At 72.3% G+C, this 22,853-nt stretch carries 17 protein-coding genes; 10 read left to right on the forward strand and 7 right to left on the reverse strand.

From position 1 onward, the window contains the following. Positions 1-51: 51 nt before the first annotated feature. Positions 52-753 carry a hypothetical protein gene (locus ACIQRL_RS02285; protein WP_401325871.1) on the forward strand — a complete coding sequence of 234 codons (702 nt, stop codon included), beginning with the start codon at positions 52-54 and terminating at the stop codon, positions 751-753. On the opposite strand, the gene ACIQRL_RS02290 is transcribed toward ACIQRL_RS02285, so the two are convergent. Further along, positions 690-1,457, reverse strand: coding sequence for a hypothetical protein (locus tag ACIQRL_RS02290; protein ID WP_401325874.1), 768 nt, complete (start codon positions 1,455-1,457; stop codon positions 690-692). The genes ACIQRL_RS02285 and ACIQRL_RS02290 overlap by 64 nt on opposite strands. Positions 1,458-1,517: 60 nt before the next feature. Between ACIQRL_RS02290 and ACIQRL_RS02295 the strand changes: the two genes are divergently transcribed. Next, positions 1,518-2,312, forward strand: a complete 795-nt coding sequence (locus tag ACIQRL_RS02295) for an adenosylcobinamide-GDP ribazoletransferase (RefSeq protein WP_401325876.1) — start codon at positions 1,518-1,520, stop codon at positions 2,310-2,312. Between the two features lie 9 nt (positions 2,313-2,321). Here the strand turns inward: ACIQRL_RS02295 and ACIQRL_RS02300 are convergent, their stop codons facing one another. The 4 genes from ACIQRL_RS02300 to ACIQRL_RS02315 all read right to left on the reverse strand — a co-directional run bounded on the left by ACIQRL_RS02300 (position 2,322) and on the right by ACIQRL_RS02315 (position 8,360). Next, a complete protein-coding gene (locus tag ACIQRL_RS02300; protein WP_401325879.1) occupies positions 2,322-3,065 on the reverse strand; it encodes a spherulation-specific family 4 protein in 744 nt (247 codons plus the stop codon). Continuing rightward, positions 3,062-4,687, reverse strand: a complete 1,626-nt coding sequence (locus ACIQRL_RS02305; RefSeq protein WP_401325882.1) for a hypothetical protein — start codon at positions 4,685-4,687, stop codon at positions 3,062-3,064. The genes ACIQRL_RS02300 and ACIQRL_RS02305 overlap by 4 nt, the downstream gene beginning before the upstream one ends. Further along, positions 4,684-6,207, reverse strand: coding sequence for a GT4 family glycosyltransferase PelF (gene pelF, locus ACIQRL_RS02310; protein WP_401325885.1), 1,524 nt, complete (start codon positions 6,205-6,207; stop codon positions 4,684-4,686). Before pelF ends, ACIQRL_RS02305 begins: the two co-directional genes overlap by 4 nt. Positions 6,208-6,329: 122 nt before the next feature. Continuing rightward, entirely contained in the window at positions 6,330-8,360 is a 2,031-nt protein-coding gene (locus tag ACIQRL_RS02315) for a hypothetical protein (RefSeq protein ID WP_401325887.1), read from the reverse strand. 344 nt (positions 8,361-8,704) lie between these two features. Between ACIQRL_RS02315 and ACIQRL_RS02320 the strand changes: the two genes are divergently transcribed. The 7 genes from ACIQRL_RS02320 to ACIQRL_RS02350 all read left to right on the forward strand — a co-directional run bounded on the left by ACIQRL_RS02320 (position 8,705) and on the right by ACIQRL_RS02350 (position 19,645). After that, on the forward strand, positions 8,705-10,231 hold the full coding sequence (locus ACIQRL_RS02320; protein ID WP_401325890.1) for a leucyl aminopeptidase: 1,527 nt from the start codon (positions 8,705-8,707) through the stop codon (positions 10,229-10,231). Positions 10,232-10,546: 315 nt separating this feature from the next. After that, entirely contained in the window at positions 10,547-11,935 is a 1,389-nt protein-coding gene (lpdA, locus tag ACIQRL_RS02325) for a dihydrolipoyl dehydrogenase (RefSeq protein WP_401325892.1), read from the forward strand. A 145-nt stretch (positions 11,936-12,080) separates the two neighbouring features. Further along, complete coding sequence (gene sucB / locus ACIQRL_RS02330) at positions 12,081-13,883, forward strand: 2-oxoglutarate dehydrogenase, E2 component, dihydrolipoamide succinyltransferase (protein WP_401325894.1); 1,803 nt, start codon at positions 12,081-12,083, stop codon at positions 13,881-13,883. A 366-nt stretch (positions 13,884-14,249) separates the two neighbouring features. After that, entirely contained in the window at positions 14,250-14,873 is a 624-nt protein-coding gene (locus ACIQRL_RS02335) for a GntR family transcriptional regulator (RefSeq protein WP_355983654.1), read from the forward strand. A gap of 295 nt (positions 14,874-15,168) precedes the next feature. After that, positions 15,169-17,868, forward strand: coding sequence for a pyruvate dehydrogenase (acetyl-transferring), homodimeric type (gene aceE, locus ACIQRL_RS02340; RefSeq protein WP_401325897.1), 2,700 nt, complete (start codon positions 15,169-15,171; stop codon positions 17,866-17,868). Positions 17,869-17,977: 109 nt separating this feature from the next. Next, positions 17,978-18,949 (forward strand): helix-turn-helix transcriptional regulator, encoded by a 972-nt coding sequence (locus ACIQRL_RS02345; RefSeq protein ID WP_401325900.1) that lies wholly within the window; start codon positions 17,978-17,980, stop codon positions 18,947-18,949. A 174-nt stretch (positions 18,950-19,123) separates the two neighbouring features. After that, entirely contained in the window at positions 19,124-19,645 is a 522-nt protein-coding gene (locus tag ACIQRL_RS02350) for a DUF4240 domain-containing protein (RefSeq protein ID WP_401328019.1), read from the forward strand. A 222-nt stretch (positions 19,646-19,867) separates the two neighbouring features. On the opposite strand, the gene ACIQRL_RS02355 is transcribed toward ACIQRL_RS02350, so the two are convergent. Together ACIQRL_RS02355 and ACIQRL_RS02360 are read right to left on the reverse strand one after the other, a co-directional pair. Beyond that, on the reverse strand, positions 19,868-20,101 hold the full coding sequence (locus ACIQRL_RS02355) for a hypothetical protein (RefSeq protein WP_401328022.1): 234 nt from the start codon (positions 20,099-20,101) through the stop codon (positions 19,868-19,870). A 184-nt stretch (positions 20,102-20,285) separates the two neighbouring features. Then, complete coding sequence (locus tag ACIQRL_RS02360; RefSeq protein ID WP_401325902.1) at positions 20,286-21,056, reverse strand: peptidoglycan recognition protein; 771 nt, start codon at positions 21,054-21,056, stop codon at positions 20,286-20,288. A 362-nt stretch (positions 21,057-21,418) separates the two neighbouring features. On the opposite strand from ACIQRL_RS02360, the gene ACIQRL_RS02365 reads away from it, so the two are divergent. Further along, complete coding sequence (locus ACIQRL_RS02365; RefSeq protein WP_401325905.1) at positions 21,419-22,603, forward strand: MarP family serine protease; 1,185 nt, start codon at positions 21,419-21,421, stop codon at positions 22,601-22,603. Positions 22,604-22,853: the final 250 nt, after the last annotated feature.

The raw sequence follows: 22,853 nt of genomic DNA on the forward strand, positions 1-22,853 counted from the left end.
ACCGCCGGGACCGGTCAGGGCCGACGTGAGGAGAGCCGTGGGGACGACCGGATGAGGACACTCGCCCGCTGGGCCCGCGCCGAGTGGGGTCTGCTGTACGCCACCGTGCGCCGGGCTCTGATGGCGAGGGGGTGGCGGGCGGTCCCGATGACCCTCGGCGCGGTGTGTCTGACGGCCGTCCTGCAGTTCGTCCAGAACCAGTCCTGGGGCTATCGGCTGGTGCAGAACACGGGCGCCGTGCGGGCCGAGGACCCGTTGTGGCTCGCCCTGCTGCGCACCCCGCTCTCCTTGTTCGTACCGGCGCTGGATCTGCCCGTGTGGGGAGCGCTCGCGCAGATCCTGGTCGTCTTCGGGATCGCCGAGATCTGTCTGGGCTGGTGGCGCACGCTCGTCCTCGCGTACGTCGCCACGCTGGCCGGGACGCTGTACGCCCGGGTCGGCATCGCGCTCGGCCCGCACCGTCCGCTGGGGCTGCCCGGGGCGGACTCGCTGGTCGTCGACACCGGGCCGTCGGCTGCCGTGGTGGGTCTGGCGGTGTTCCTGGGCTGGCGCTACCGGGCGTATGTGACGGCGGGGGTGGTGATCGGGGCGATGGTGACCGAGGTGCTCGTCAAGGACAACCTGGCGGGCAAGGAGCATCTGGCGGCCATCGCCGCCGTGCTGGTCGTGTGCTGCCTGTCCGCGGTGCGTCACCGCCGTTCGGGAAGGGAGCGGTCGGGCGCGGGGTCGGGTTTACCGCCGATCCACTCCTGAACCCTGCGGCTGGGGCCCGCCCAGCGGCGGTCGTGCCGGTAGGTACGCAGCCTCGACCGGGCGCGGGCACGCGGCCGGCGCCGGTAGAAGCGCTTGGCCCACGGTGAACCGGGCTTGGCCAGCCGCAGTGTGCCGATGAGGGCGACGAAGGGAACGATCACCCCGAAGATGGCCATGCGTACCTTGCCCTTGCTGAGGCAGAGCAGCGCGAAGAGGAAGTTCAGGGCGATGGTCACGATCGCGCCGGCCCGGTCCTGCGCCTCCTGGTTGCTGACGTCGTTGACGCCGAACGGCGAGAAGCCGCTGAGCATCAGACCGACGAGGGCCGCCGTGACCACCACCACCTCGACGCTCTTGCGCCCCGCCTCGGTCCAGTAGACGTCGTCGAGGTGCAGGATCAGCGCGAACTCGTCGAGCACGAGGCCCGTGCCGATGCCGAACACCACGGCGCTGGCGCACGCCCCGAACCCGTACCGGCTGCTGGCCACCGCGCCGAAGCCGCCGATCACCGTGAGCACGACCCCGGGCACCACATGGTGGATGTGCAGATCACCGGCCTTGACGTTGCCGAAAGGCCCCTTGCCGGCCCGGATGAGCCGCACGATGACGCGGGTGACCACGAAGGTCACGACGAACGAGGCCAGCGCAAGCAACTGGGGGAGCTTCCCGGGCTCGACGATGTTCCGATACAGCCAATGACCCATATGTGAACTTTATCCAGCACCGCTGTATCCGCCCTCCGGGCGTCCGGGTACCCTGCGCCGGTGTCCAAGACCGCCTCCGGGGCCTCCCTCGCCGACAGCCTCCGTTTCGCCTTCGGCACGCTCACCGCGCTCCCCGTGAGGGTGAGCCGCTGGGACCGCGACGCGGCGCGCGGCGGCATGCTGTGCGCTCCCCTGGCCGGTCTGACGGTGGGGGCGGGGGCGGCCCTGGTGGGCGTGGCGCTGCTGGCCATGGGCGCCGGCCCGCTGCTCGCGGCCGTGGCCACCGCCGCCGTGCCTGCCGCGCTCACCAGGGGCCTGCACCTCGACGGTCTCGCCGACACCGCGGACGGACTGGGCAGCGGCAAGCCCGCCGAGGACGCGCTGCGGATCATGAAGCAGTCGGACATCGGCCCGTTCGGCGTGATCACCCTCCTGTTCGTCCTGCTCGCCCAGGTGGCCGCACTCTCCCAGGCGTACGAGGCCTCGTGGGGCCGGGGCGTCCTGGCGGCCGTCGTCTCGGCGACCGCGGCCCGCCTCGCCCTCACGCTCGCCGCCCGCTCCGGGGTGCCCGCGGCCCGCCCCGAGGGTCTGGGCGCGGCGGTCGCGGGCACCGTGCCGGTGCGCGGCGCGCTGCTGGTGGCGGCGGCCGTCACCGGCGCGGCGGCCGGGGCGGGCGCGCTGGTCGGGACGTACGACCTCGTGCGTGCCGCGGTGGCGGTGGGCGTCTCCTGCCTGGCCGCGGAACTGCTCTTGCGGCACTGCACGCTGCGCTTCGGCGGTGTCACCGGTGATGTGTTCGGCGGCCTCGCGGAGACGGCGGCGACGACCGCGCTGGTGGTTCTCTCGCTGGGCTGATCACCACGGTCACGGGGCGGGGGCGAGGGTGTGCGGCAAGGTGCCCCAGGGATGGTCCCCCCGGCCGGGGACCGCGCAGTACAGGGCGGCCCCGCGCTCCCGCGCCAGGGCCGCCGTGTCGACGCCGGCCGGTACCCCGTGGACGAGGTGGCACAGAGTCGCCCCGGCGCCCGTCCACGGCGGCGGGGGCCTCCTCCGGTAGGTGGCCCAGGTGCCCTCGAAGGTGACGAGGACGTCCGCGATACGGGCGTACGAAGGGTGCGGTGCCGTGCCGTGGTTGAGGACGAGGGTGCCGGTGCCGAGTCCCCGGACGGCCGTCGCCAGCCGCCGGTAGTAGCCGAACCCGCTTTCGGTGACTGCCACTTGGTCGAGGAAGGTCCCGTCGGCGCCGAACCAGTCGCGGTGCCGGGTCAGTTCGCGCAGGACGTTCGCGAGCGGTCTGCGGCCGTAGTCCGTGTCGACGTATCCGAGCACCCGGACGTCCGCCGCGCGCAGTCGCCCGGCGACCGCCGCGAACGCCGGGTCGAGGCGGTCGCCGGGTCCGCTGGCGGGGTTCAGCACCACGCCGTGGAGCCGGGGCGCGGCGGCGACGAGCGCGTCCCACTCGGCAGGGCGGACGGCGGGGTGTTCGTAGTAGGGGACGAGGAGGGTCTTCGAAGTGCCGGGCGTACGGGTGGCGTTGGGCGCACGGGCCGCCGCGGGGGCGGTTCGCGATCCGCGCGCGCCGGTGTCCGGCGGGTTCAGCGGGTTCACCGGTGGGCCGTCACCTTTCCCAGCCGGGCGCAGAGGAGCGCGGTCTGGGCGACGGCCGCCGCGCCGTACACGATCAGGCCCACCCAGTGCGCGTCGCCCGTGCGGGTGGCCAGCGCCGCGGTCTGGGCGAGGGCGGCCCCGCAGACGACGGCCGCCGTGCCGGTGACGGCGCCGAAGGACTGGAGCAGCAGCCCGGTCCACATGACCGCGCCCAGCAGGAGCAGTCCGCCGAGCCGGACCCCTTCGGCCGCCGCGGGCGCGTGCGGCCACAGCGCGGAGGTGCCGAGGCCGAGCACGAGCAGCGTGGCGAGGTATCCGGCCAGGCACCGGACGAGCGTGCCGGCGGTGGCCCGCCGGAAACTCCTCGCCGAGGTGCTGGAGCGCAGCCCGGCGAGACTCCCGCTGCGGAACCGGAACAGCAGCCACTCGGCGGGCCCCATGCTGAGGGTCAGCGCGACCGCGGCCGGTGCGGCGACAGCCGTACGGGCTCCCGTCAGGACGTCTCCGAGTGCCGCGTGGAGCACCAGGACACCGCTGCCGAGACCGAACAGGGCGTACGGAAGGGTTCCGGCGTGCGGGCGGGTGGCGGACCGGCGGGTGCGCAGCCGCGCGGCGACCGGTCCCGGGCGGGCCGGGGCGGTCTCGGGCTTCCCGGCCGGCCGGCCCGCGGAGGCCGCCCGCGGCTCACCGGTCCGCCCGGACGGCTCGGCGCCGCCCCGCGGCTTCTCGTACGGCAGCAGCGCGAGCAGCCCCGCACTCCACTTGCCCTGGCCCAACTCCCGTACGACGGGTGCTACTTCGAGCAGGCCCAGGAGGGCGACCGCTGCCAGCGAGCCGAGGAGCAGGGCCACGCGTGCCAGGTCGGGAACCGGGTGGAACACGGTGACGACCGCGCCCGCCGTCATGGGCGCCAGGGCGGCGAGCAGGGTGCGCTCCCTGCCCATCACCAGCAGGACGGTGGCCGCGCCCAGATAGCCGGACTGCCCGGCGGCGAAGGCGACGGCGCCCCGGCCGGCCGAGCCCGCCGCCGCGAGGGCCACCAGGGAGCCGAGCAGGACCCCGGCCGGGGTCCCGACGAGCAGCGCGCGGCGGGCGGCGGTGCGGTCGCCGAGTCCCATCCAGGTGTACGCGCGGTGCGCGAGCCCCTGGTTCCAGGTCCAGCCGCACAGCACCCCGGCGAGCATCGCGACGGTGCCGGCCGGGAGTCCGAACGCGCCCCGCGGCCCGGCGAGAAGCGGTGCGGCCAGGCCATAGCCGAGGCCGGGGAGGGCGAAGACGATGCCCCGCAGGAGACAGCCGAGGAGACCGATCCGCCAGGGGTCGTGGGCCGGCCCCGGCGGTTCGGGATAGTCCCGGTCGACGCGCCCGAACAACTCCTCGGCCAGGGCGAAGGAGTCGGTGACGCCGTACCGTTCGCGGATCTGGTCGTCCGACAGGCCGTCGGACTCCAGGAGCGCGGCCACCTCGTCGGGGTGGACGGCGGCGGACACGGACTCCCCCAGGTTCTCGGCGAGTTCGTCGATCGGGTCGGGCTGTGCCCAACTCGTCGAGCGGCGCTGGCCGGGCACCAGAGGACGGGTCGCCCCGGGTGCCCCGGGCCGCGTGCGCAGGGAGCCGCTCACCAGCCGGTCCCGTCCGTGGCGACGGCCTGGTACCAGGGGTCGCGCAGTTCGAGGGTCCAGTCGGCGACGGTCTCCACGGCGGGCTCGTACACCTCGGGCCGGCCCGCCAGTTCCTGGTAGACGGTCCGGAAGGCGTCGACGGAACGGCGCAGCGTGAACCGGTCGATGACCCGCTGACGGGACAACTCGCCTAGGTCCAGGCGCCGTTCGTCGTCGCGCAGCAGGGTGAGGGCGGCGGCGGCCATCTTCTCCGGCTCGCGCGGCGGGACGACGATGCCGGTGTCGCCGACCGCCTCACGGACCCCGCCCACGTCCGTGGAGACGGTCGTACGGCCGCAGGACATCGCCTCGATGATCGAGAACGGGAAGCCCTCGGAGATGGAGGACAGCATGACGACATGGCCGGCCGCGTAGGCGCGCCACACCTCGGTGATCCGGCCCTCGAAGCTCAGCCCGTCGGTGACGCCCAGTTCGGCGGCGAGCTTCTCCAGACGGGTCCGGTACGCCTCGCCGCCGGGCGGCACGGGTCCGAACAACCGCAGCCGGGTGTCGGGCAGTTCGGCGCGCACCATGGCGTACGCGCGCAGGAGTGTCTCCAGGTCCTTGATGGGGTCGACGCGGCCGCACCAGGTGAGGGTGGGCACGGCGGGTTCGGGTCCCGCGTGCGGGAAGGCGTGCGGGTCGACGCCGTTGTAGACCGTGCGGATCCGGTCGCCTTCGGCGCCGCCGCGCTCCTCCCAGCGGCGGTTGTACTGGTTGCAGGGGGTGATGAGGTCGGCGGCGCGGTAGCCCAGGGAGTTCAGTTCGCGGTAGAAGCCGAGCATGAACGCCTTGACGGGCCAGCGCTGTTCGGCGCCGCGGTAGCCGAGGTAGCGCTCGCGCAGATAGATGCCGTGCTCGGTGAGCAGGAACGGGACCCCGTCCAGGTGGCGCGCGGCGAGGGCGGGCAGCGTGGCGAGGCCGCTGCTGACGGCGTGGGCGACGGAGTCCTCGGGGATCCGGACGCCGAGCGGGCGCAGCGCGTGCTCCAGCAGGTCCGTCGCGGTGAGCGCGTCGTGCACGGTGGGCTGTGCGGCGGCGGTCGGCAGGTGCGGCATCGTCCAGATCCACATCAGCGAGCGCAGCGCCGACTCGCCGCGCAGGGCGGCCGAGAGGCGGCCGTCGCGGGCGAGCCCGGCCAGTTCGTAGAGGGCGTCGCCGAAGTCCTCCGGCGAGTCCGGATCGAGGAAGGAGAGCAGGAAGCGTTCGTAGATCTCGGAGAATCGGCGCAGGGCGCGGCCCAGTGGCGGCCGCGCGCGCCCGGGCCGTGGTCCCCAGGTCGGTACGCGGGTGTGCCGGTAGACGTTGGGCGGCAGCTCCCAGGTCACGGGTTCGCGGCCGCTGCCGGTGAGCGAGACGATGTGGAAGTCGACCTCCGGCATGCCCTTGACGAGTTGGTCGCACCAGGTGCTGACCCCGCCGTGGACATGTGGATAGGTGCCTTCGGTGAGCATGGTGACATGACGGCCGGTGCGCATCATGTGTGGTTCCCCCCTGGGACTGTTTGTTCCGGAGAGCCCCCCGGCCCCCCGTCGCGCGGCTCGCGGGCGCACCCCGGCCGGGTGGGCCGGGGTGCGCGTCGCGAGCCGCGGCGCTGCCGTGCTTACGCGGGCAGGTTCAGCTTCACTGCGGACTGAAGGAGCTCCGGCTTGGTCCAGTCATTGCGCTGTCCCGCGTAGGGCGTGCCGAACGCGGTGGTGCCGACAAGGAGTTGCTTCGTGGTCCCCTCGGGCACGGTCACCGGGATCTGGGTCCCGGACGGGGCCGTGACGGTGACGGTGTTGCCGATGCGGTAGGCCGTGACCTTGCCGCTCGCCAGGGCCGTCTGCCAGTCGGTACGGCGCTGCAGTTCGGTGCCGATCGCGCTCTCGCGGGGGTTCTGCAGCGGGGTGTTGTCGGCGTAGATGGCCTTGTAGTCGGAGAGCACCTTGTCCAGGACCGGGTACAGGATGCGGTCCTCGGCCAGGTTGGACTGGTGGACGTAGTGCGGGCGGGGGTCGTTGCCGATGGCGTGCGTGAGGGCGTTGCGCGCCTCGACCGGGACGATGTAGTCGGCGTAGCCGGTGGCCGTGTTCAGCGGGGCCGGCAGGCAGGTGGACGTGGCGTTGTTCTCGCAGAGGCCGCTGCCGCCGTCGGCCTTCGAGGTGTAGATGTAGTTGTACTCGTCGGCCATCTCGTCGGCCTTGCCGGCGTTGTAGTAGATGTTCATCGGGTAGCGGGGGACGGTCATCACGCCGTTGCCGACCGAACGCTGCTCGGGCTCACGGGAGTTGTCGGACCCGGTCCACTTGACGCCGTTCGCGGAGAGGGCGCGCGCGAGGTTCGGGTTGTCGTCGGGCTGCTGGGGCAGCGTCTTGAGGCCCGAGTGCTCGCCGGTCACCAGCTCGGTGCGGTCGGTGGACAGGCCGTGGGAGGCCGCCCAGTTGTTGTTGTTGGCGATCTCCGCGGAGATGTCGGCCCGGCTCACGTACTTCGTCGAGCCGTCGGCGTTCTTCGAACAGGTCCAGGGGACGGTCGTGGTGTCCTGGACGCAGCCGAGGAACAGGTGCGTGTAGGTGTGGTTCATCCAGCGGAACTTGGCCTTGTCGGCGAGCAGCCGGTCCGTGAGGGCGTCCGTGCCGCCGTTCTCGGTCTTCCACTCCTCGCCCGCGCCGGCGTTGAAGACCATGTCGAGCGTGAACCCGTGGTCGGCCTCCCACTGGGCGGCGTAGGCGGCGTCGTCCGCGGTCATCCGGATCGGCGTGGTGGTGTCCTCGCCGTTGCTGCCCGCGCAGTCGATGTCGCCCGGCGTGCAGTTGAGCTGGGAGTCCCAGCGGGCGTCGGGCGCGAAGACGTCGTCGACGTGGACGGAGAAGTAGTTCCTGCTCTGTCCGAGGTGCACGCCCTGCGTGAGCCATTCGACGATCCCGCGCGCCAGGACCTTGAACTGCTTCTGGTACTGGTTGTACGCGAAGGTCACCACGAGTTCGCGGCGCCCGTCGTGCGCGTACTGGCCGAGCATCGAACCGCCGGTGGGCGCGTCCAGGTAGCTGGTGAACCCGTCCCTCGGGTGGGCCGCGTAGCCGTAGGTCTCCTGGACGGCGGGGTCGTTGTCCTCGAAGGTCAGCGGTCCGTCGAGGTAGCGGAACGGGCCGGCCGTGCCCGCCGCCGTGACCTGGGTGCGTGCCCCGTCCAGCACACCGGACCAGCCGCCGTTCTGGTCGGTGTAGTCGAGACCGACCTCGGGGTGTGCCCAGGTGTAGGCGTCGACCTGGGGAATACCGAACGTCTTCTCGTACGTCTCCAGTGCGGTCTGTTCGGCCGAACCGGGGCCGAACGGCGCCTCGTTCGGCAGGACGACGCCCTGGTACTTGGCGCGCGGCGCGCCGTTGACGGTGTCGCTCAGGAATGTCGCGCTGATGGTCGGTCGGTTCGCGTCACCCAGATTGACGGTGGTGTACGGGACACCGGAGTTCTTCAGCTCCGCGGTGATCGCCCCGACCTGGCCCGCGCCGTTGTCGACGACCAGGACCTTGAGATCGATCCGCGGCGTTGCCGCCGCGGACGCGCCGGGTGCCCCCACTCCCAGCGCCAGGAGTCCGGCGGCCCCCAGGACGGCGGCCGTCCCTCTCCACCGATGCAGACTCTGTGCCATGTGTTGCGCCTCCCCCTCGAAGATCCCCCTTCGGGTGGAAACCGTGGGGGATCTGTGGAAATCGTGCAAACCAGTGGGCGCCTGCCCACCGGAACACGATGAGTGTGTCTCAGGTCACCAGGAGTGAGGGGCGGGAATTCGTCACCGCGCCACTTGTGGGTGAACGTCCGCAGAAATGAGCGAAACCCGACCCCGAGCGTAGGCTCGTCCCGGGTACTCGCCCGCCCTGTCAGGGGCCCCGGCAAGGACCGCCCCCGAGGACGGATCTAGGGTCAGCCGTCGGGCCCGGTCGACCCATCCCTCTCGGCCACACGAACTTCAATGGAAGCGGAGATTTCACCACCGTGACTGCTCTCACTCTCAGCACCGCCGCGGCGTCAGGTCTGCGGGCCGACGCGATCGTCGTCGGTGTCGCGAAGGGCCCCAAGGGCCCGGTCGTCGCACCGGGCGCCGAGGCCGTGGACAAGGCGTACGACGGCGGGCTCGCCGGAATCCTGGAGACCCTCGGCGCCTCCGGGTCCGAGGGCGAGGTGACCAAGCTGCCCGCGCCGTCCGGATTCAAGGCCCCCGTCGTGGTGGCCGTCGGCCTGGGAGCGGTCCCCGAGGACGAGGACGGCTTCGACGCCGAGGTGCTGCGCCGCGCGGCCGGTGTCGCCGCCCGCGCGCTGGCCGGAGCCAAGAAGGCCGCCTTCGCGCTGCCGATCCAGGACGCCGCCGACGCCGGTGCCGTCGCCGAGGGCGCCCGCCTGGGCGCGTACGGCTTCGACGCCTACAAGGAGACCGGCCGGGGCGACGCCGCCAAGAGCGGCAAGGGTCCGCTCGGCGAGGTGACGCTGCTCGGCGGCAAGCCCCGGGACGCGGCGTACAAGGCGGCCGTCGCACGCGCCACCGCCGTGACCGAGGAGCTCAACCGCGCCCGCGACCTCGTCAACACCCCGCCGAACGACCTCAACCCGGAGTCCTTCGCCGCCGTCGCCACCGCGGCCGGCAAGGAGCACGGCATCAAGGTGACGGTGCTCGACGAGAAGGCCCTGGCCAAGGGCGGCTACGGCGGCATCCTCGGCGTCGGCGCCGGAGCGGTCGCCGGTCCCCGCCTGGTGAAGCTGTCGTACACCTCCGCCAAGGCCACCAAGCACCTCGCCTTCGTCGGCAAGGGCATCACCTACGACTCGGGCGGCATCTCGCTGAAGCCCGCCGGGCACAACGAGACGATGAAGTGCGACATGGCGGGCGCCGCCGCGGTCTTCGCCGCCGTGGTCACCGCCGCGCGCCTCGGCCTGGACGTCAACGTCACGGGCTGGCTCGCGCTCGCCGAGAACATGCCGTCCGGCTCCGCCACCCGTCCGGGTGATGTGCTGCGCATGTACAGCGGCAAGACCGTCGAGGTCCTGAACACCGACGCCGAGGGCCGGCTGGTCCTCGCGGACGCGCTGTGGAAGGCGTCCGAGGAGAAGCCGGACGCGATCGTCGACGTGGCGACGCTGACCGGCGCGATGGTGCTGGCGCTGGGCAACCGCACCTTCGGCGTGATGGCCAACGACGACGCGTTCCGCGCCTCGATCGTCGAGGCCGCCGAGGAGGTCGGCGAGGAGTCCTGGCCGATGCCGCTGCCCGAGCACCTGCGCAAGGGCATGGACTCCCCCACCGCCGACATCGCCAACATGGGCGAGCGCATGGGCGGCGGCCTGGTCGCCGGTCTGTTCCTGCGCGAGTTCGTGGGCGAGGGCATCACCTGGGCCCACCTGGACATCGCGGGCCCCGCGTTCAACGAGGCCGGCCCGTTCGGCTACACCCCCAAGGGCGGCACCGGTTCCGCGGTGCGCACCCTGGTCCGTCTCGCCGAACTGACGGCGGCCGGCGACCTGGGCTGAGCCCCCGTACCGCGCACGGCCCCGGGCGTCGTCTCGCCCGGGGCCGCTCGTATGGCCGTACGGAGGTTTCGCCCTCGACGAAATCCGCGGGTTCACCCGGCTCCGTACCCCGTCGACGTGATGGATCAGACGTCCCACACACCGGCCCGGCGTCTCGCTCGCCCTCGACAAGTGCGAAGATGGGTTCTCGGCAGGACAGGGCCCCCACCACAGGGCCGTAGAAAGAGCGGCCGGACACCAGCCGACCGACCGGTCAACCACCCGTAAGGGACAAAGGTGCCCGGCGTTACGGCGCACATGCATGGAGGACGTGACGTGGCGAACGACGCCAGCACCGTTTTCGACCTAGTGATCCTCGGCGGCGGTAGCGGCGGTTACGCCGCGGCGCTGCGCGGAGCGCAGTTGGGCCTGGACGTCGCCCTGATCGAGAAGGACAAGGTCGGCGGTACCTGCCTGCACCGTGGGTGCATCCCCACGAAGGCCCTGCTGCACGCGGGCGAGATCGCCGACCAGGCCCGCGAGAGCGAGCAGTTCGGCGTCAAGGCCACCTTCGAGGGCATCGACGTACCCGCCGTCCACAAGTACAAGGACGGGGTCGTCTCCGGTCTGTACAAGGGTCTGCAGGGTCTCATCGCGTCCCGCAAGGTGACGTACATCGAGGGTGAGGGCCGTCTGTCCTCCCCGACCTCCGTCGACGTGAACGGTCAGCGGATCCAGGGCCGTCACGTGCTCCTCGCGACCGGCTCCGTGCCGAAGTCGCTGCCGGGCCTGGAGATCGACGGCAACCGCATCATCTCGTCGGACCACGCGCTCGTCCTGGACCGCGTGCCGCAGTCCGCGATCATCCTGGGCGGCGGCGTCATCGGCGTCGAGTTCGCCTCGGCGTGGAAGTCCTTCGGTGCCGAGGTGACGGTCATCGAGGGCCTCAAGCATCTCGTCCCGGTCGAGGACGAGAACTCCTCCAAGCTTCTTGAGCGCGCGTTCCGCAAGCGCGGCATCAAGTTCAACCTGGGCACCTTCTTCTCGAAGGCCGAGTACACCGAGAACGGTGTCAAGGTCACCCTCGCCGACGGCAAGGAGTTCGAGGCCGAGCTCCTGCTCGTCGCCGTCGGCCGCGGCCCGGTCTCGGCCGGTCTCGGCTACGAGGAGCAGGGCATCGCGACGGACCGCGGCTACGTCCTGGTCGACGAGTACATGCGCACGAACGTGCCGACCGTCTCGGCCGTCGGCGACCTCGTCCCGACGCTCCAGCTCGCGCACGTCGGCTTCGCCGAGGGCATGCTGGTCGCGGAGCGGCTGGCCGGTCTGAAGACCGTCCCGATCGACTACGACGGCGTCCCCCGCGTGACGTACTGCCACCCCGAGGTCGCCTCCGTGGGTATCACCGAGGCCAAGGCCAAGGAGATCTACGGTGCGGACAAGGTCGTCGCCCTCAAGTACAGCCTCGCGGGCAACGGCAAGAGCAAGATCCTCAACACCTCCGGCGAGATCAAGCTCGTCCAGGTGAAGGACGGTGCCGTGGTCGGCGTCCACATGGTCGGCGACCGCATGGGCGAGCAGGTCGGCGAAGCCCAGCTCATCTACAACTGGGAAGCGCTGCCGGCCGAGGTCGCTCAGCTCATCCACGCCCACCCGACGCAGAACGAGGCGCTCGGCGAGGCCCACCTCGCCCTCGCGGGCAAGCCGCTGCACGCGCACGACTGATCAGCCCCGGCCGGTCCGCCCGGCCGTCGGCCGTACCCAGTCCCCGCGCCGAGCAGGGCGCGACGACGACCACAGACTTCCGCACTTCCCCTAGCTCTCGATTCGGATCGAGCAGGGGAGACCCCAATAAGGAGCAACAGAAACCATGCCGGTTTCCGTAACCCTTCCGGCACTCGGTGAGAGCGTCACCGAGGGCACTGTCACCCGCTGGCTGAAGGCCGAGGGCGAGCGCGTCGAGGCCGACGAGCCGCTGCTGGAGGTGTCGACGGACAAGGTCGACACCGAGATCCCCTCTCCCGTCGCCGGCATCCTGGCGTCCATCAAGGTCGCCGAGGACGAGACCGTCGAGGTCGGTGCCGAGCTGGCCGTCATCGACGACGGCACGGGCGCGCCCGCCGCCGCTCCGGCCCCCGCAGCCGCCGAGGCTCCGGCCCCGGTCGCCGCTCCGGCCGCCCCCGCCCCGGTCGCCGAGGCCCCCGCGGCCCCGGCCGCTCCCGCTCCCGCCGCCGCCCCCGCCGCTCCGGCCGGTGGCGCCTCCGGCACCGATGTCGTACTGCCCGCGCTGGGCGAGTCGGTCACCGAGGGCACCGTCACCCGCTGGCTGAAGCAGGTCGGCGAGGAGGTCGCGGAGGACGAGCCGCTGCTCGAGGTCTCCACGGACAAGGTCGACACCGAGATCCCCGCGCCGGTCGCCGGCGTGCTGCTGGAGATCGTCGTCGGCGAGGACGAGACCGCCGAGGTCGGCGCCAAGCTGGCCGTCATCGGCGCTCCGGGTGCGGCTCCGGCCGCCGCCGCGCCGGCCGCCCCGGCTGCCCCCGCTCCGGCTCCGGCCGCCCCCGCCATTCCGGCTCCGGCTCCGGCTCCGGCCCCCGCTGCTCCGGCCGCCCCGGCCGTCGCCGCCCCGGCTCCGGTCCAGCCGGCCGCTCCGGCCGCGCCCGCCGCTCCGGCCCCCGCGCCGGTGGCCGCGCCCGCCCCCGTCGCCCCGGCTCCGGCGCCCGCCGCGCCCGCTGGTGACGACGGCGCCTACGTGACCCCGCTGGTGCGCAAGCTCGCCGCCGAGAACGGCGTCGACCTGGCCGCCGTCAAGGGCACCGGCGTCGGCGGTCGTATCCGCAAGCAGGACGTCATCGCCGCCGCCGAGGCCGCGAAGGCCGCCGCCGCCACCCCGGCTCCGGCCGCCGCCCCGGCCGCCGCCGCCAGGAAGGCCCCGGCGCTCGAGGCCTCCCCGCTGCGCGGCCAGACCGTCAAGATGACCCGCATCCGCAAGGTCATCGGCGACAACATGGTGAAGGCCCTGCACGAGCAGGCGCAGCTGTCCTCGGTCGTCGAGGTCGACATCACCCGGCTGATGAAGCTCCGCACGCAGGCGAAGGACTCCTTCGCGGCCCGCGAGGGCGTCAAGCTCTCCCCGATGCCGTTCTTCGTGAAGGCCGCCGCCCAGGCGCTGAAGGCCCACCCGGCCGTCAACGCCCGGATCAACGTGGACGAGGGCACGATCACCTACTTCGACACCGAGAACGTCGGTATCGCGGTGGACTCCGAGAAGGGCCTGATGACCCCGGTCATCAAGCACGCGGGCGACCTGAACATCGCCGGTATCGCCAAGGCCACCGCCGACCTGGCGGGCAAGGTCCGGGCGAACAAGATCACCCCGGACGAGCTGTCCGGCGCGACCTTCACCATCTCCAACACCGGCTCGCGCGGCGCGCTCTTCGACACGATCATCGTGCCGCCGAACCAGGTCGCGATCCTGGGCATCGGCGCCACGGTCAAGCGTCCGGCCGTAATCGAGACGGAAGAGGGCACCGTCATCGGCGTCCGCGACATGACCTACCTGACGCTCTCCTACGACCACCGTCTGGTGGACGGCGCCGACGCGGCCCGTTACCTGACCGCGGTCAAGGCGATCCTGGAGGCGGGCGAGTTCGAGGTCGAGCTCGGCCTGTAGACAGCACCGCTCGCACGCTGACTCGGCACCCCCGTCCGGACCTCCGGACGGGGGTGCCGTGTTTGTGCGGGGCCGGGGTTCCCGCGGCCGCCGTTCTTCCGCCGGACCCCGGGTTCGGCGGTCACATCGACGGCACGAATCCGGACTTCACCCGGTACGGGCCCGTACGGCAGGGAACACTCTGACAGCGTGTAAGCCTCGTCTCACCTGCGGGAAAGCGCCGCCATGCACCCCTCACCGACCGGGACGCGGCCTTATTGTCTAAAGGTCAAACGCCCTCGGGGCCCGCCCGTCGCCCGACCACCGCCCCTCATCGAGGCCCTCCGGGCCGCAGTATTGGATTCAGCCCCTCCCAAAGGAGCCTTCATGACCGCGCCCGTCGTCCACTCGCTGCGCGAACAGATCCGCGAGCACATCGTGGAGGGGATCGTCAGCGGGCGCTGGAAGCCGGGCGAGCGGATCGTGGAGCGACGGATCGCCACCGAGCTGGAGGTCAGCCAGACCCCGGTGCGGGAGGCACTGCGCGAGCTGGAGTCGCTGCGGCTGATCGAGTCGGCGCCGAACAAGGGCGTCCGGGTGCGGAACCTGACGGCCGCAGACCTGGAGGAGAGCTACCCCGTACGAGCCGGTCTGGAGGCCATCGCGGCGGAGCTGGCGGCCGGCAGGCTGGCGGAGGACTGCTCCGCCCTTGAACCGCACGTGGCGGCGCTGTACGAGGCCGACCGGCTGGCGGACGGGACCGGTCAGGTGCGGCACACCGTGGGGTTCCACCGCGAGCTGGTCCGGGCCGCCGGGAACTCCGTCCTCCTGCACACCTGGGAGGGCCTGGGCATCGAGGTCTTCACGGCCCTGTCCATCCGCTGGCTCGGGACCGTGCAGCAGTCGTACGCGGAGGAGCACGAGGCCCTCGTGGACGCCTTCCGGCGGCGCGATCCGCTGATCGCCGACCTCGTGAAGGCCCATGTCCTCGGATGCGCCCCGCGCCCGTGAGGCACGCCCGGACGACACCGGCGCAGGGGAGCGCACCCGCGCTCAACCGTGCTCCCACCTGCGAAGACCATCGCTTTTCAAGGCACCCGGTGCCTGTCTCCAAGGCACCCCGTGCCGACTTTCCGATCTGAAGAGGATTTCCCTCGGAATCCTTTGATCGATCATCGATCAGGGGGTTACAGTCCTCGACGGGCTCCTACAAGAGCCCGTCGCCCTGTCCTGCCATAGACCAAGGGCACCCCCGAACACCCCTTGCCGATGAGGGAACCCCCCTCCGCATCCGGAAGGCGGCGCAATGACCGACCCCACCGCAATCCAGCCGAGCGAGCTCGACCAGCTCCCGGACCGCGACCCCGAGGAGACCGCCGAATGGCAGGCCTCCCTGGACGCCGTCACCCAGGCGGCCGGGCCGCACCGTGCCGCGTACCTGATGCGCCGCACGCTGGAGCGCGCCGAGGGCAACGGTCTCGCGCTGCCCAAGCTGCTCGAGACCGACTACGTCAACACCATCCCCACCGCCGCTGAGCCCACCGTGGACGGCGACGAGGCGATGGAAGCCAGGATCACCGCGTGGAACCGCTGGAACGCGGCCGCGATGGTGACCCGGGGCGCGAAGCACGGCGTCGGCGGCCACATCGCCACCTTCGCCTCCGCGGCCTGGCTCTACGAGACCGGCTTCAACCACTTCTTCAAGGGCAAGGAGGGTGACGGGTCCGGCGACCAGCTCTACATCCAGGGCCACGCCTCCCCCGGCATCTACGCCCGCGCCTTCCTCGACGGGCGCCTGAGCGAGCAGCACCTGGACAACTTCCGCCAGGAGGCGGGCGGCAACGGTCTGCCGTCGTACCCGCACCCGCGCCGGCTGCCCTGGCTGTGGGAGTTCCCGACCGTCTCCATGGGCCTCGGCCCGCTGTCGGCGATCTACCAGGCCCGCTTCAACCGCTACCTCACCAGCCGCGGCGTCAAGGACGTCTCGGCGTCCCACGTGTGGGCGTTCCTCGGTGACGGCGAGATGGACGAGCCGGAGTCGACGGCGGCCCTCGCCCTGGCCTCCCGCGAGGGTCTGGACAACCTGACCTTCGTCATCAACTGCAACCTGCAGCGCCTCGACGGCCCGGTCCGCGCGAACTTCAAGATCGTGCAGGAGCTGGAGGCGCAGTTCCGCGGCGCCGGCTGGAACGTCGTGAAGTCGCTGTGGGGCAACGCCTGGGACGAGCTGTTCCGGCTCGACACCACGGGCGCGCTCGTCCGCCGCCTGCGCCAGGTGCCCGACGCGCAGGTGCAGACGTACCAGACCCGCGACGCCGCCTACATCCGTCAGGACTTCTTCGGCGGAGACCCGGCGCTCGTCGAGCTGGCGAAGCTGCTGAGCGACGACAAGATCCTCGAGTGCTTCCACCTCTCCCGCGGTGGCCACGAGGCACGCAAGGTGTACGCGGCCTACCGCGCCGCCCTGTCCCACAAGGGCGCGCCGACGGTGATCCTGGCCCAGACGGTCAAGGGCCACACCCTCGGCCCGGGCTTCGCGTCGAAGAACGCCAACCACCAGATGAAGAAGCTGTCGACGGACGAGTTCAAGCAGATGCGTGATCTGCTCGAACTGCCCATCTCCGACAGCCAGTTCGTCGACGGCGTGGTGCCCTACGGCCACCCGGGCGCCGACTCGCCCGAGGTCCGTTACCTCCAGGAGCGCCGCGCGGCCCTCGGCGGCCCGGCCCCGGCCCGCCGCACGCACGCCCTGGCCCCGCTGCCCGCCCCCGCCGACAAGACGTTCGCGTCCTTCGACAAGGGCTCCGGCACGCAGAACCTGGCGACGACGATGGCGTTCGTCCGGCTGGTCAAGGACCTGGTCCGCGACAAGCAGACCGGCCGCCGCTGGGTGCCGATCGTCCCGGACGAGGCCCGCACCTTCGGTATGGAGTCGCTGTTCCCGTCCCTCGGCATCTACTCGCCCAAGGGCCAGACGTACGAGCCGGTGGACCGCGACCAGCTCATGTACTACAAGGAGGCCAAGGACGGCCAGATCCTCAACGAGGGGATCACCGAGGCCGGTTCCATGGCGGACTTCATCGCCGCGTCGACCGCGTACTCCACGCACGGCGAAGCGATGATCCCCTTCTACATCTTCTACTCGATGTTCGGCTGGCAGCGCACGGCCGACCAGATGTGGCAGCTCGGCGACCAGCTCGGCCGCGGCTTCCTGGTCGGCGCCACGGCGGGCCGTACGACCCTGACCGGTGAGGGCCTGCAGCACGCCGACGGCCACTCCCCCGTCATCGCCGCGACCAACCCGGCGGCCCTGTCCTACGACCCGGCGTTCGCGTACGAGATCGCGGCGATCGTCAAGGACGGTCTGCGCCGGATGTACGGCGAGGCGGCCCCGGGCGAGGACCAGGACGTCTTCTACTACCTGACCGTCTACAACGAGCCGATGCCGCAGCCCGCCAAGCCGGCCGGTGTCGACGAGGGCATCCTCAAGGGCCTGTACCGCTTCAACACGGCGGAGTCGGCTGGTCTGAACGTGGCCGCGGCGAACGCCCCGCGTATCCAGCTGCTCGGCTCCGGTACGGCGATCCACTGGACCCTGGAGGCCCAGCGGCTGCTCGCCGAGGAGTGGGGCGTGGCCGCCGACGTGTGGTCCGCGACCTCCTGGACCGAGCTGCGCCGCGACGCGCTGGAGGCCGACGCGGCCCTGCTGCGCGGCGAGGAGCGGGTGCCGTTCGTCCGCCAGGCGCTGCAGGGCGCGGAGGGCCCGGTCCTCGCGGTCTCCGACTACATGCGCCAGGTCCCGGACCAGATCGCGCAGTGGGTCGAGCAGGACTGGTCCTCGCTCGGTGCCGACGGCTTCGGCCTCTCCGACACCCGTACGGCGGCCCGCCGCCACTTCGGCGTGGACGCTCAGTCGATCGTCGTCGCGGCGCTGGCGCAGCTCGCCCGCCGCGGTGAGGTCAAGGCGTCCGCGGTGAAGGAGGCCCGGGAGCGCTACGGCCTGTAGCACCCGGAGTGGAACGCGGAGAAGGGGTACGGCGGTCGCCGTACCCCTTCTCGTTGTCCCCGCTTCTCGTTCCCTCCGCGTTGTCAGTGGTGCCCGGCATGATGAACACATGCGTGCCGCTCGTCTGATCAAGATGGTGCTGTTGCTCCAGGCCCGCGCGTCGATGACCGCCGCCGAGCTGGCGCGGGAGCTGGAGGTGTCCGAGCGCACGATCACGCGGGACGCGCAGGCGCTGTCGGAGGCGGGCGTTCCGGTGTACGCGGACCGGGGGCGGACCGGCGGCTACCGCCTGGTCGGCGGGTACCGGACGCGGCTGACGGGGCTGGCGCGCAGCGAGGCAGAGGCGCTGTTCCTGAGCGGGGTGCCGGGGGCGCTGCGCGAGATGGGCCTGGAGGACACCGCGTCGGCGGCCCGGCTGAAGGTGTCGGCGGCGCTGCTGCCCTCCGTGCGGGACGCCTCGCGCACGGCGGCGCAGCGGTTCCATCTGGACGCGCCCGCCTGGTTCAGCGAGCCGCGCACGCCGGAGCTGCTGCCGTCGGTCGCGGACGCGGTGTGGGACGACCGCCCGGTCCTCGCCCGCTACCGGCGGGGCGGGTCGGAGGTGGAGCGGACGCTCGAACCGTACGGGCTCGTCCTGAAGGCGGGCCTCTGGTATCTGTGTGCGCGGGTCGCGGACGCGGATGCCTTCCGGGTGTACCGGATCGACCGGTTCACCGCGGTCGCGCTCGGCGGGGAGCGGTTCCGCCGGGACGACGGGTTCGACCTGCCCGCGTTCTGGGAGGAACGGGCCGAGGAGTTCGCCCGGTCCGTCCTGCGGTCCGAGGTCGTCGTACGGCTGTCCCCGGAGGGCGTACGACAGCTCCCGTACGCCCTTGATCCCGTGTCCGCGAAGGAGGGGCTCGGCACGTCCGGTGTCCCCGACGGGCGGGGCTGGGTGACCCTCACCCTGCCGGTCGAGTCGCAGGAGGTCGCCCGCGTGCAGCTGCGGGGGCTCGGGCCCGAGGTGGAGGTGCTCGCTCCGGCGGCCCTGCGGGAGCGGTGCGCCGAGGACGCGGCCGGATCGGCGGCGCTCTACCGGTGATCGCGGCCGGACGGGCGGCGCTCCGCCGTTGACCGCGGGTCCCGTGAGGCCACTCCGCGTCACCCGCTTGAAATCCGTACGAACCCGGCGGTTTTACCTTGGGCATGTGCATGCATAACAATCTGCGCCACTCCGCGTGCGTCCCTCCCGTCCAGGCCCGATGCTGGACCCGTGATGGACGAGACGGAGTTCTGGCAGCTGGTGGACACGGCCCGCGAGACTGCCGAGGGCGACCCCGAGGAACAGGCCGATCTGCTCGTCGAGCGGCTCGTCCAGCTCGACCCGGACTCCGTCCTGGACTTCGCCCGGCACTTCGAGTCCCGCTACAACCGCGCGTACCGCTGGGATCTGTGGGGCGCGGCCTGGGTACTGCTCGACGGGGCCAGTGACGACGCCTTCGACTTCTTCCGGTGCTGGCTGATCGGCCAGGGCCGGGAGGTCTTCGAGGGCGCGATGCACGACCCCGACACACTCGCCGAGCTCCTGGAGGACTTCGACGAGGAGATCGACGGCGACGGCGAGGAACTGGGGTACGCGGCCGACGAGGCCTACGAGCAGCTGACCGGTGCGGTCGCGCCCGCCCTGGGCATCCCGGCCGCGGCGGCGGAGCCCGAGGGCACCCCGCTCGAATTCGAGAACGAGTCCGTCATCGCGGAGCGCTACCCCAAACTGTGGGAACGGTTCAGGGAGGACTGACGGGACCGGCGGGACCGGTCGCGGAACGGCTGCGGGATCGGCGGGCCTGGCGTCTCAGGCGTCGCCGGCCCGCTTTTCAGACCGAGTTCCGCCGGCGCCCGACCGTGATTCACCGAGTCCGGACAGCGCTCCGTCTGCCCGGGCAGTGGTCCGTCGACGCCAGGCCGTGGTTTCGTCGGCGCCGGGCAGCGGGCCGTCAGCCCGGGCAGCGGTCCGTCGGCTCTAGGCCGCGGGGCGTCGGCGGGTGAGGTTCGAGGGGATGTACGCCTGGGGCTGTCCGGCGTGCACCGTGTGGTGCATCGGGGCCGCGTTGGCCTGGTCCAGGGCTGACGCCGTGACCGCCGCCGGGCCCAGGACGACCGTCGCCACCGCGCAGACCACCGCCCACGGGCCGCGCGCGCTCCTCACCCGGCCGTCGGCCGGTTCCGCGTTCCCCGTGTCCCATACGCCCGCGATGGACCCCACCGTGCGCCCCGCGTGCGCCCCGCTCTCCGTGCGGCGCGCGGGCTCCGTCCGAGTGATCCTCATGATCCCCACCTCCGGTCAGTGCGTACGCCGACCGTAGGACGCGCGGCTCTGGGGAGTCTGTGAGCGGCCGGGGGCGTACCTGTGACTGTCGAAGCGGGGCTCGACGGGGCCGTCAGCGGCCCTGGTAGCGGGCGGCCAGGGCGCGGATCTGGGGGAGGCGGGCGGTGAGTGCGGCGCCCGGGCAGCTGGTCATGAAGGCGGCGTTGTGGCCGGAGACGGTGGAGAGCACGGTGGCGGTGCCCGCCGCGTACCGGCTGAGGCTGTTGCTGGAGACGAGGCGGACCGTGCCCCGGGGGTCGACGCCGGCGAGCCCGAGTTTCCAGGCCACGAGGCGGGCTATCGCTTCGGTCATCGCCTTCGGCACCGGCGCTCCCCCCGTGAAGGTGCCGATCGCGGCGATCCCCGCGGAGCGATGGTTGAAGCCCTGCGTGTGCGCCCCGGTGACCGGCCGGTCGATGCCGCCCGCGCGACCCTCGTAGATCGTGCCGCAGCGGTCGACGAGGAAGTTGTAGCCGATGTCGTCCCACTGTTTGGCGCCGGTCTGGCCCGCGTAGACGTCGCGGATGATGCGGGGCACGTCGGCGCAGTCGTAGCCGTTCGGCGAGTCCGTGTGGTGGATGAAGACCGCGACGACCCGGTCGTCGTAGCGGGGCGGCGGCTGCTCGCGCGTGGTCGCCGCGTCGAGCCACTTCGACCGCGGCACGATGGGCGGCCGGGCGACAGGGCGGGGCACGGAGAGCCGGGCCGCGACCGGGGGCGGTTCCGGGACGGCCGCGCGGGGTGCCGTACGGTCCACCCCTGCCACGCCCATCACCAGCGCCAGGAGGGCGAGCAGGCCCGGTACGCACCCGAAGAGGATGAGCAGCGGTCTCGGCGGCCCCACCCGCGCACGCCGGGGCACGCCGGACGGCAGGGAGGCACGGGGCGCTCGCCCCGCTCCTGTGTGATCCTCGCGGCCCCGGGGCGCCGGCCGTCCGTGGCGCCCATGACGCACGGGACGGGACGCTCGCTCCCCGCTCCGTATTCGAGGCCCCCGCGGCTTCCGGAAGACACGCATGGAGCCACCCTGACCCGGATCCGCGCGGCCCGCGATGTGTGGTGTGCCACCTGGTGGAACCATCAGGCGTGTCCGGGACGTTTCTACAGGTCCACGGGTGTGTGGCCGTTTCCGCGGCACCGAACGCGCGTGGCTGATCACTGGGCCCGCCCGACGCGTACTAAGGGGCCCTAGAGAAAGGCGGCTCCGTGGACGTGCTCGACCTCCTGCTGATGCTGGTGATCCTGGTCTACGCGGCGTCCGGATACCGCCGCGGCCTGGTGGCCGGCTGTGTCTCGCTGGCCGGTTTCGTGGGCGGCGCCGTCATCGGCGTATGGGTGCTGCCCTGGATGATGGAGCTGGTCACGGCGGGGACACCGGCGGCGACGGTGACGGCGGTGCTCACGGTGCTGGTGCCCGGCGTGGTGGGCCACGAGCTGGCCGGACGGCTGGCGCTGAAGCTGCGCCGCGAACTGGACCAGGGGCCGTTGCGGGTGGCCGACGGGATCGGCGGAGCGGCGGCGAACACGCTGGCCGTGCTGCTGGTGGCCTGGGTGGCGGCGAGCGTCCTCGGCGCGTCCTCCTCGGCGGTGGTGACGCAGTCGATCCGCAACTCGGCGCTGCTGGGCGCCGTGCAGAAGACGATGCCGGAGACCACGCCGACCTGGTTCTCGCGTGCGACCGCGGCACTCACGGAGGCGGGCTTCCCGCAGGTCTTCAACCCGTTCGAGAACGAACCGACGGCCGGTGTCGCCAAGCCCTCCGGGGACAGCGTGACGCCGTCCGCGACGAACGCCGCCAAGCTGAGCACGGTGAAGGTCGAGGGCGTCTCGGGCAACCAGGGCCGGGAGGGCAGCGGCTTCGTCTACTCGGCCCGGCATGTGATGACCAACGCGCACGTGGTGGCTGGCATCGACCGGCCCACCGTGCGGGTGGGCGGGGTCGGCCGCCTCTACCAGGCGCGGGTGGTGCTCTTCGATCCGCAGAAGGACGTCGCCGTCCTGTACGTGCCGGGTCTGCGGGCGCCTGTCATCCCGTTCGACGGGGTCGCCTCGCGCGGCGACTCCGCGGTGGTCGCGGGCTACCCGCAGGACGGCGGGCTCGACCTCCAGGCGGCCACGGTCGCGAACCGCATCAACGCGACGGGCCAGAACATCTACAACTCCGGCACGGTCACCCGCGAGATCTACTCGATCCGCTCGACCGTCCGTCCGGGCAACTCCGGCGGTCCGCTCCTCACCACCGACGGCAGGGTGTACGGCGTGGTCTTCGCCCGTTCGACCTCGGACAACGAGACGGGGTACGTCCTGACGGCGCACGAGGTCGCGGGCGACGCCAAGAAGGCCGCACACGCCACGGCCCGCGTGAACACGGGCGACCTCGTCACCTCCTGACCCGGACGGGCCCTGGCCCCGGCCACGGGGCGCGACCTGCCGCCGGCCGGGGAACAGCGCCTGCCCCTGCGGGGAGCGCGCCATGTTCCCGGCCGGGGAACGCGACATGCCCCCGAGGCCCGAGGGGGTACGGCCGCCCCGGCGCGGCCCCGGGGGTACGGCCCTCACGGCGTGGGTCCCAGCGGAGCGGCGACGCTCGGGCACACGACGGCACGGCGACGCTCGGGCACACCACGGCACGATGGCGCTC

The organism is Streptomyces sp. NPDC091209 (assembly GCF_044757755.1).
Lineage (GTDB): Bacteria > Actinomycetota > Actinomycetes > Streptomycetales > Streptomycetaceae > Streptomyces.

Excerpts from the sequence above, each read along its gene's own strand:
- ACIQRL_RS02290 (WP_401325874.1), bottom strand. The coding sequence starts at position 1,457 with ATGGGTCATTGGCTGTATCGGAACATCGTCGAGCCCGGGAAGCTCCCC.
- ACIQRL_RS02345 (WP_401325900.1), top strand. The coding sequence starts at position 17,978 with ATGCGTGCCGCTCGTCTGATCAAGATGGTGCTGTTGCTCCAGGCCCGC.
- ACIQRL_RS02285 (WP_401325871.1), top strand. The coding sequence starts at position 52 with ATGAGGACACTCGCCCGCTGGGCCCGCGCCGAGTGGGGTCTGCTGTAC.
- pelF (WP_401325885.1), bottom strand. The coding sequence starts at position 6,207 with ATGATGCGCACCGGCCGTCATGTCACCATGCTCACCGAAGGCACCTAT.
- ACIQRL_RS02350 (WP_401328019.1), top strand. The coding sequence starts at position 19,124 with ATGGACGAGACGGAGTTCTGGCAGCTGGTGGACACGGCCCGCGAGACT.
- aceE (WP_401325897.1), top strand. The coding sequence starts at position 15,169 with ATGACCGACCCCACCGCAATCCAGCCGAGCGAGCTCGACCAGCTCCCG.
- ACIQRL_RS02315 (WP_401325887.1), bottom strand. The coding sequence starts at position 8,360 with ATGGCACAGAGTCTGCATCGGTGGAGAGGGACGGCCGCCGTCCTGGGG.
- sucB (WP_401325894.1), top strand. The coding sequence starts at position 12,081 with ATGCCGGTTTCCGTAACCCTTCCGGCACTCGGTGAGAGCGTCACCGAG.
- ACIQRL_RS02335 (WP_355983654.1), top strand. The coding sequence starts at position 14,250 with ATGACCGCGCCCGTCGTCCACTCGCTGCGCGAACAGATCCGCGAGCAC.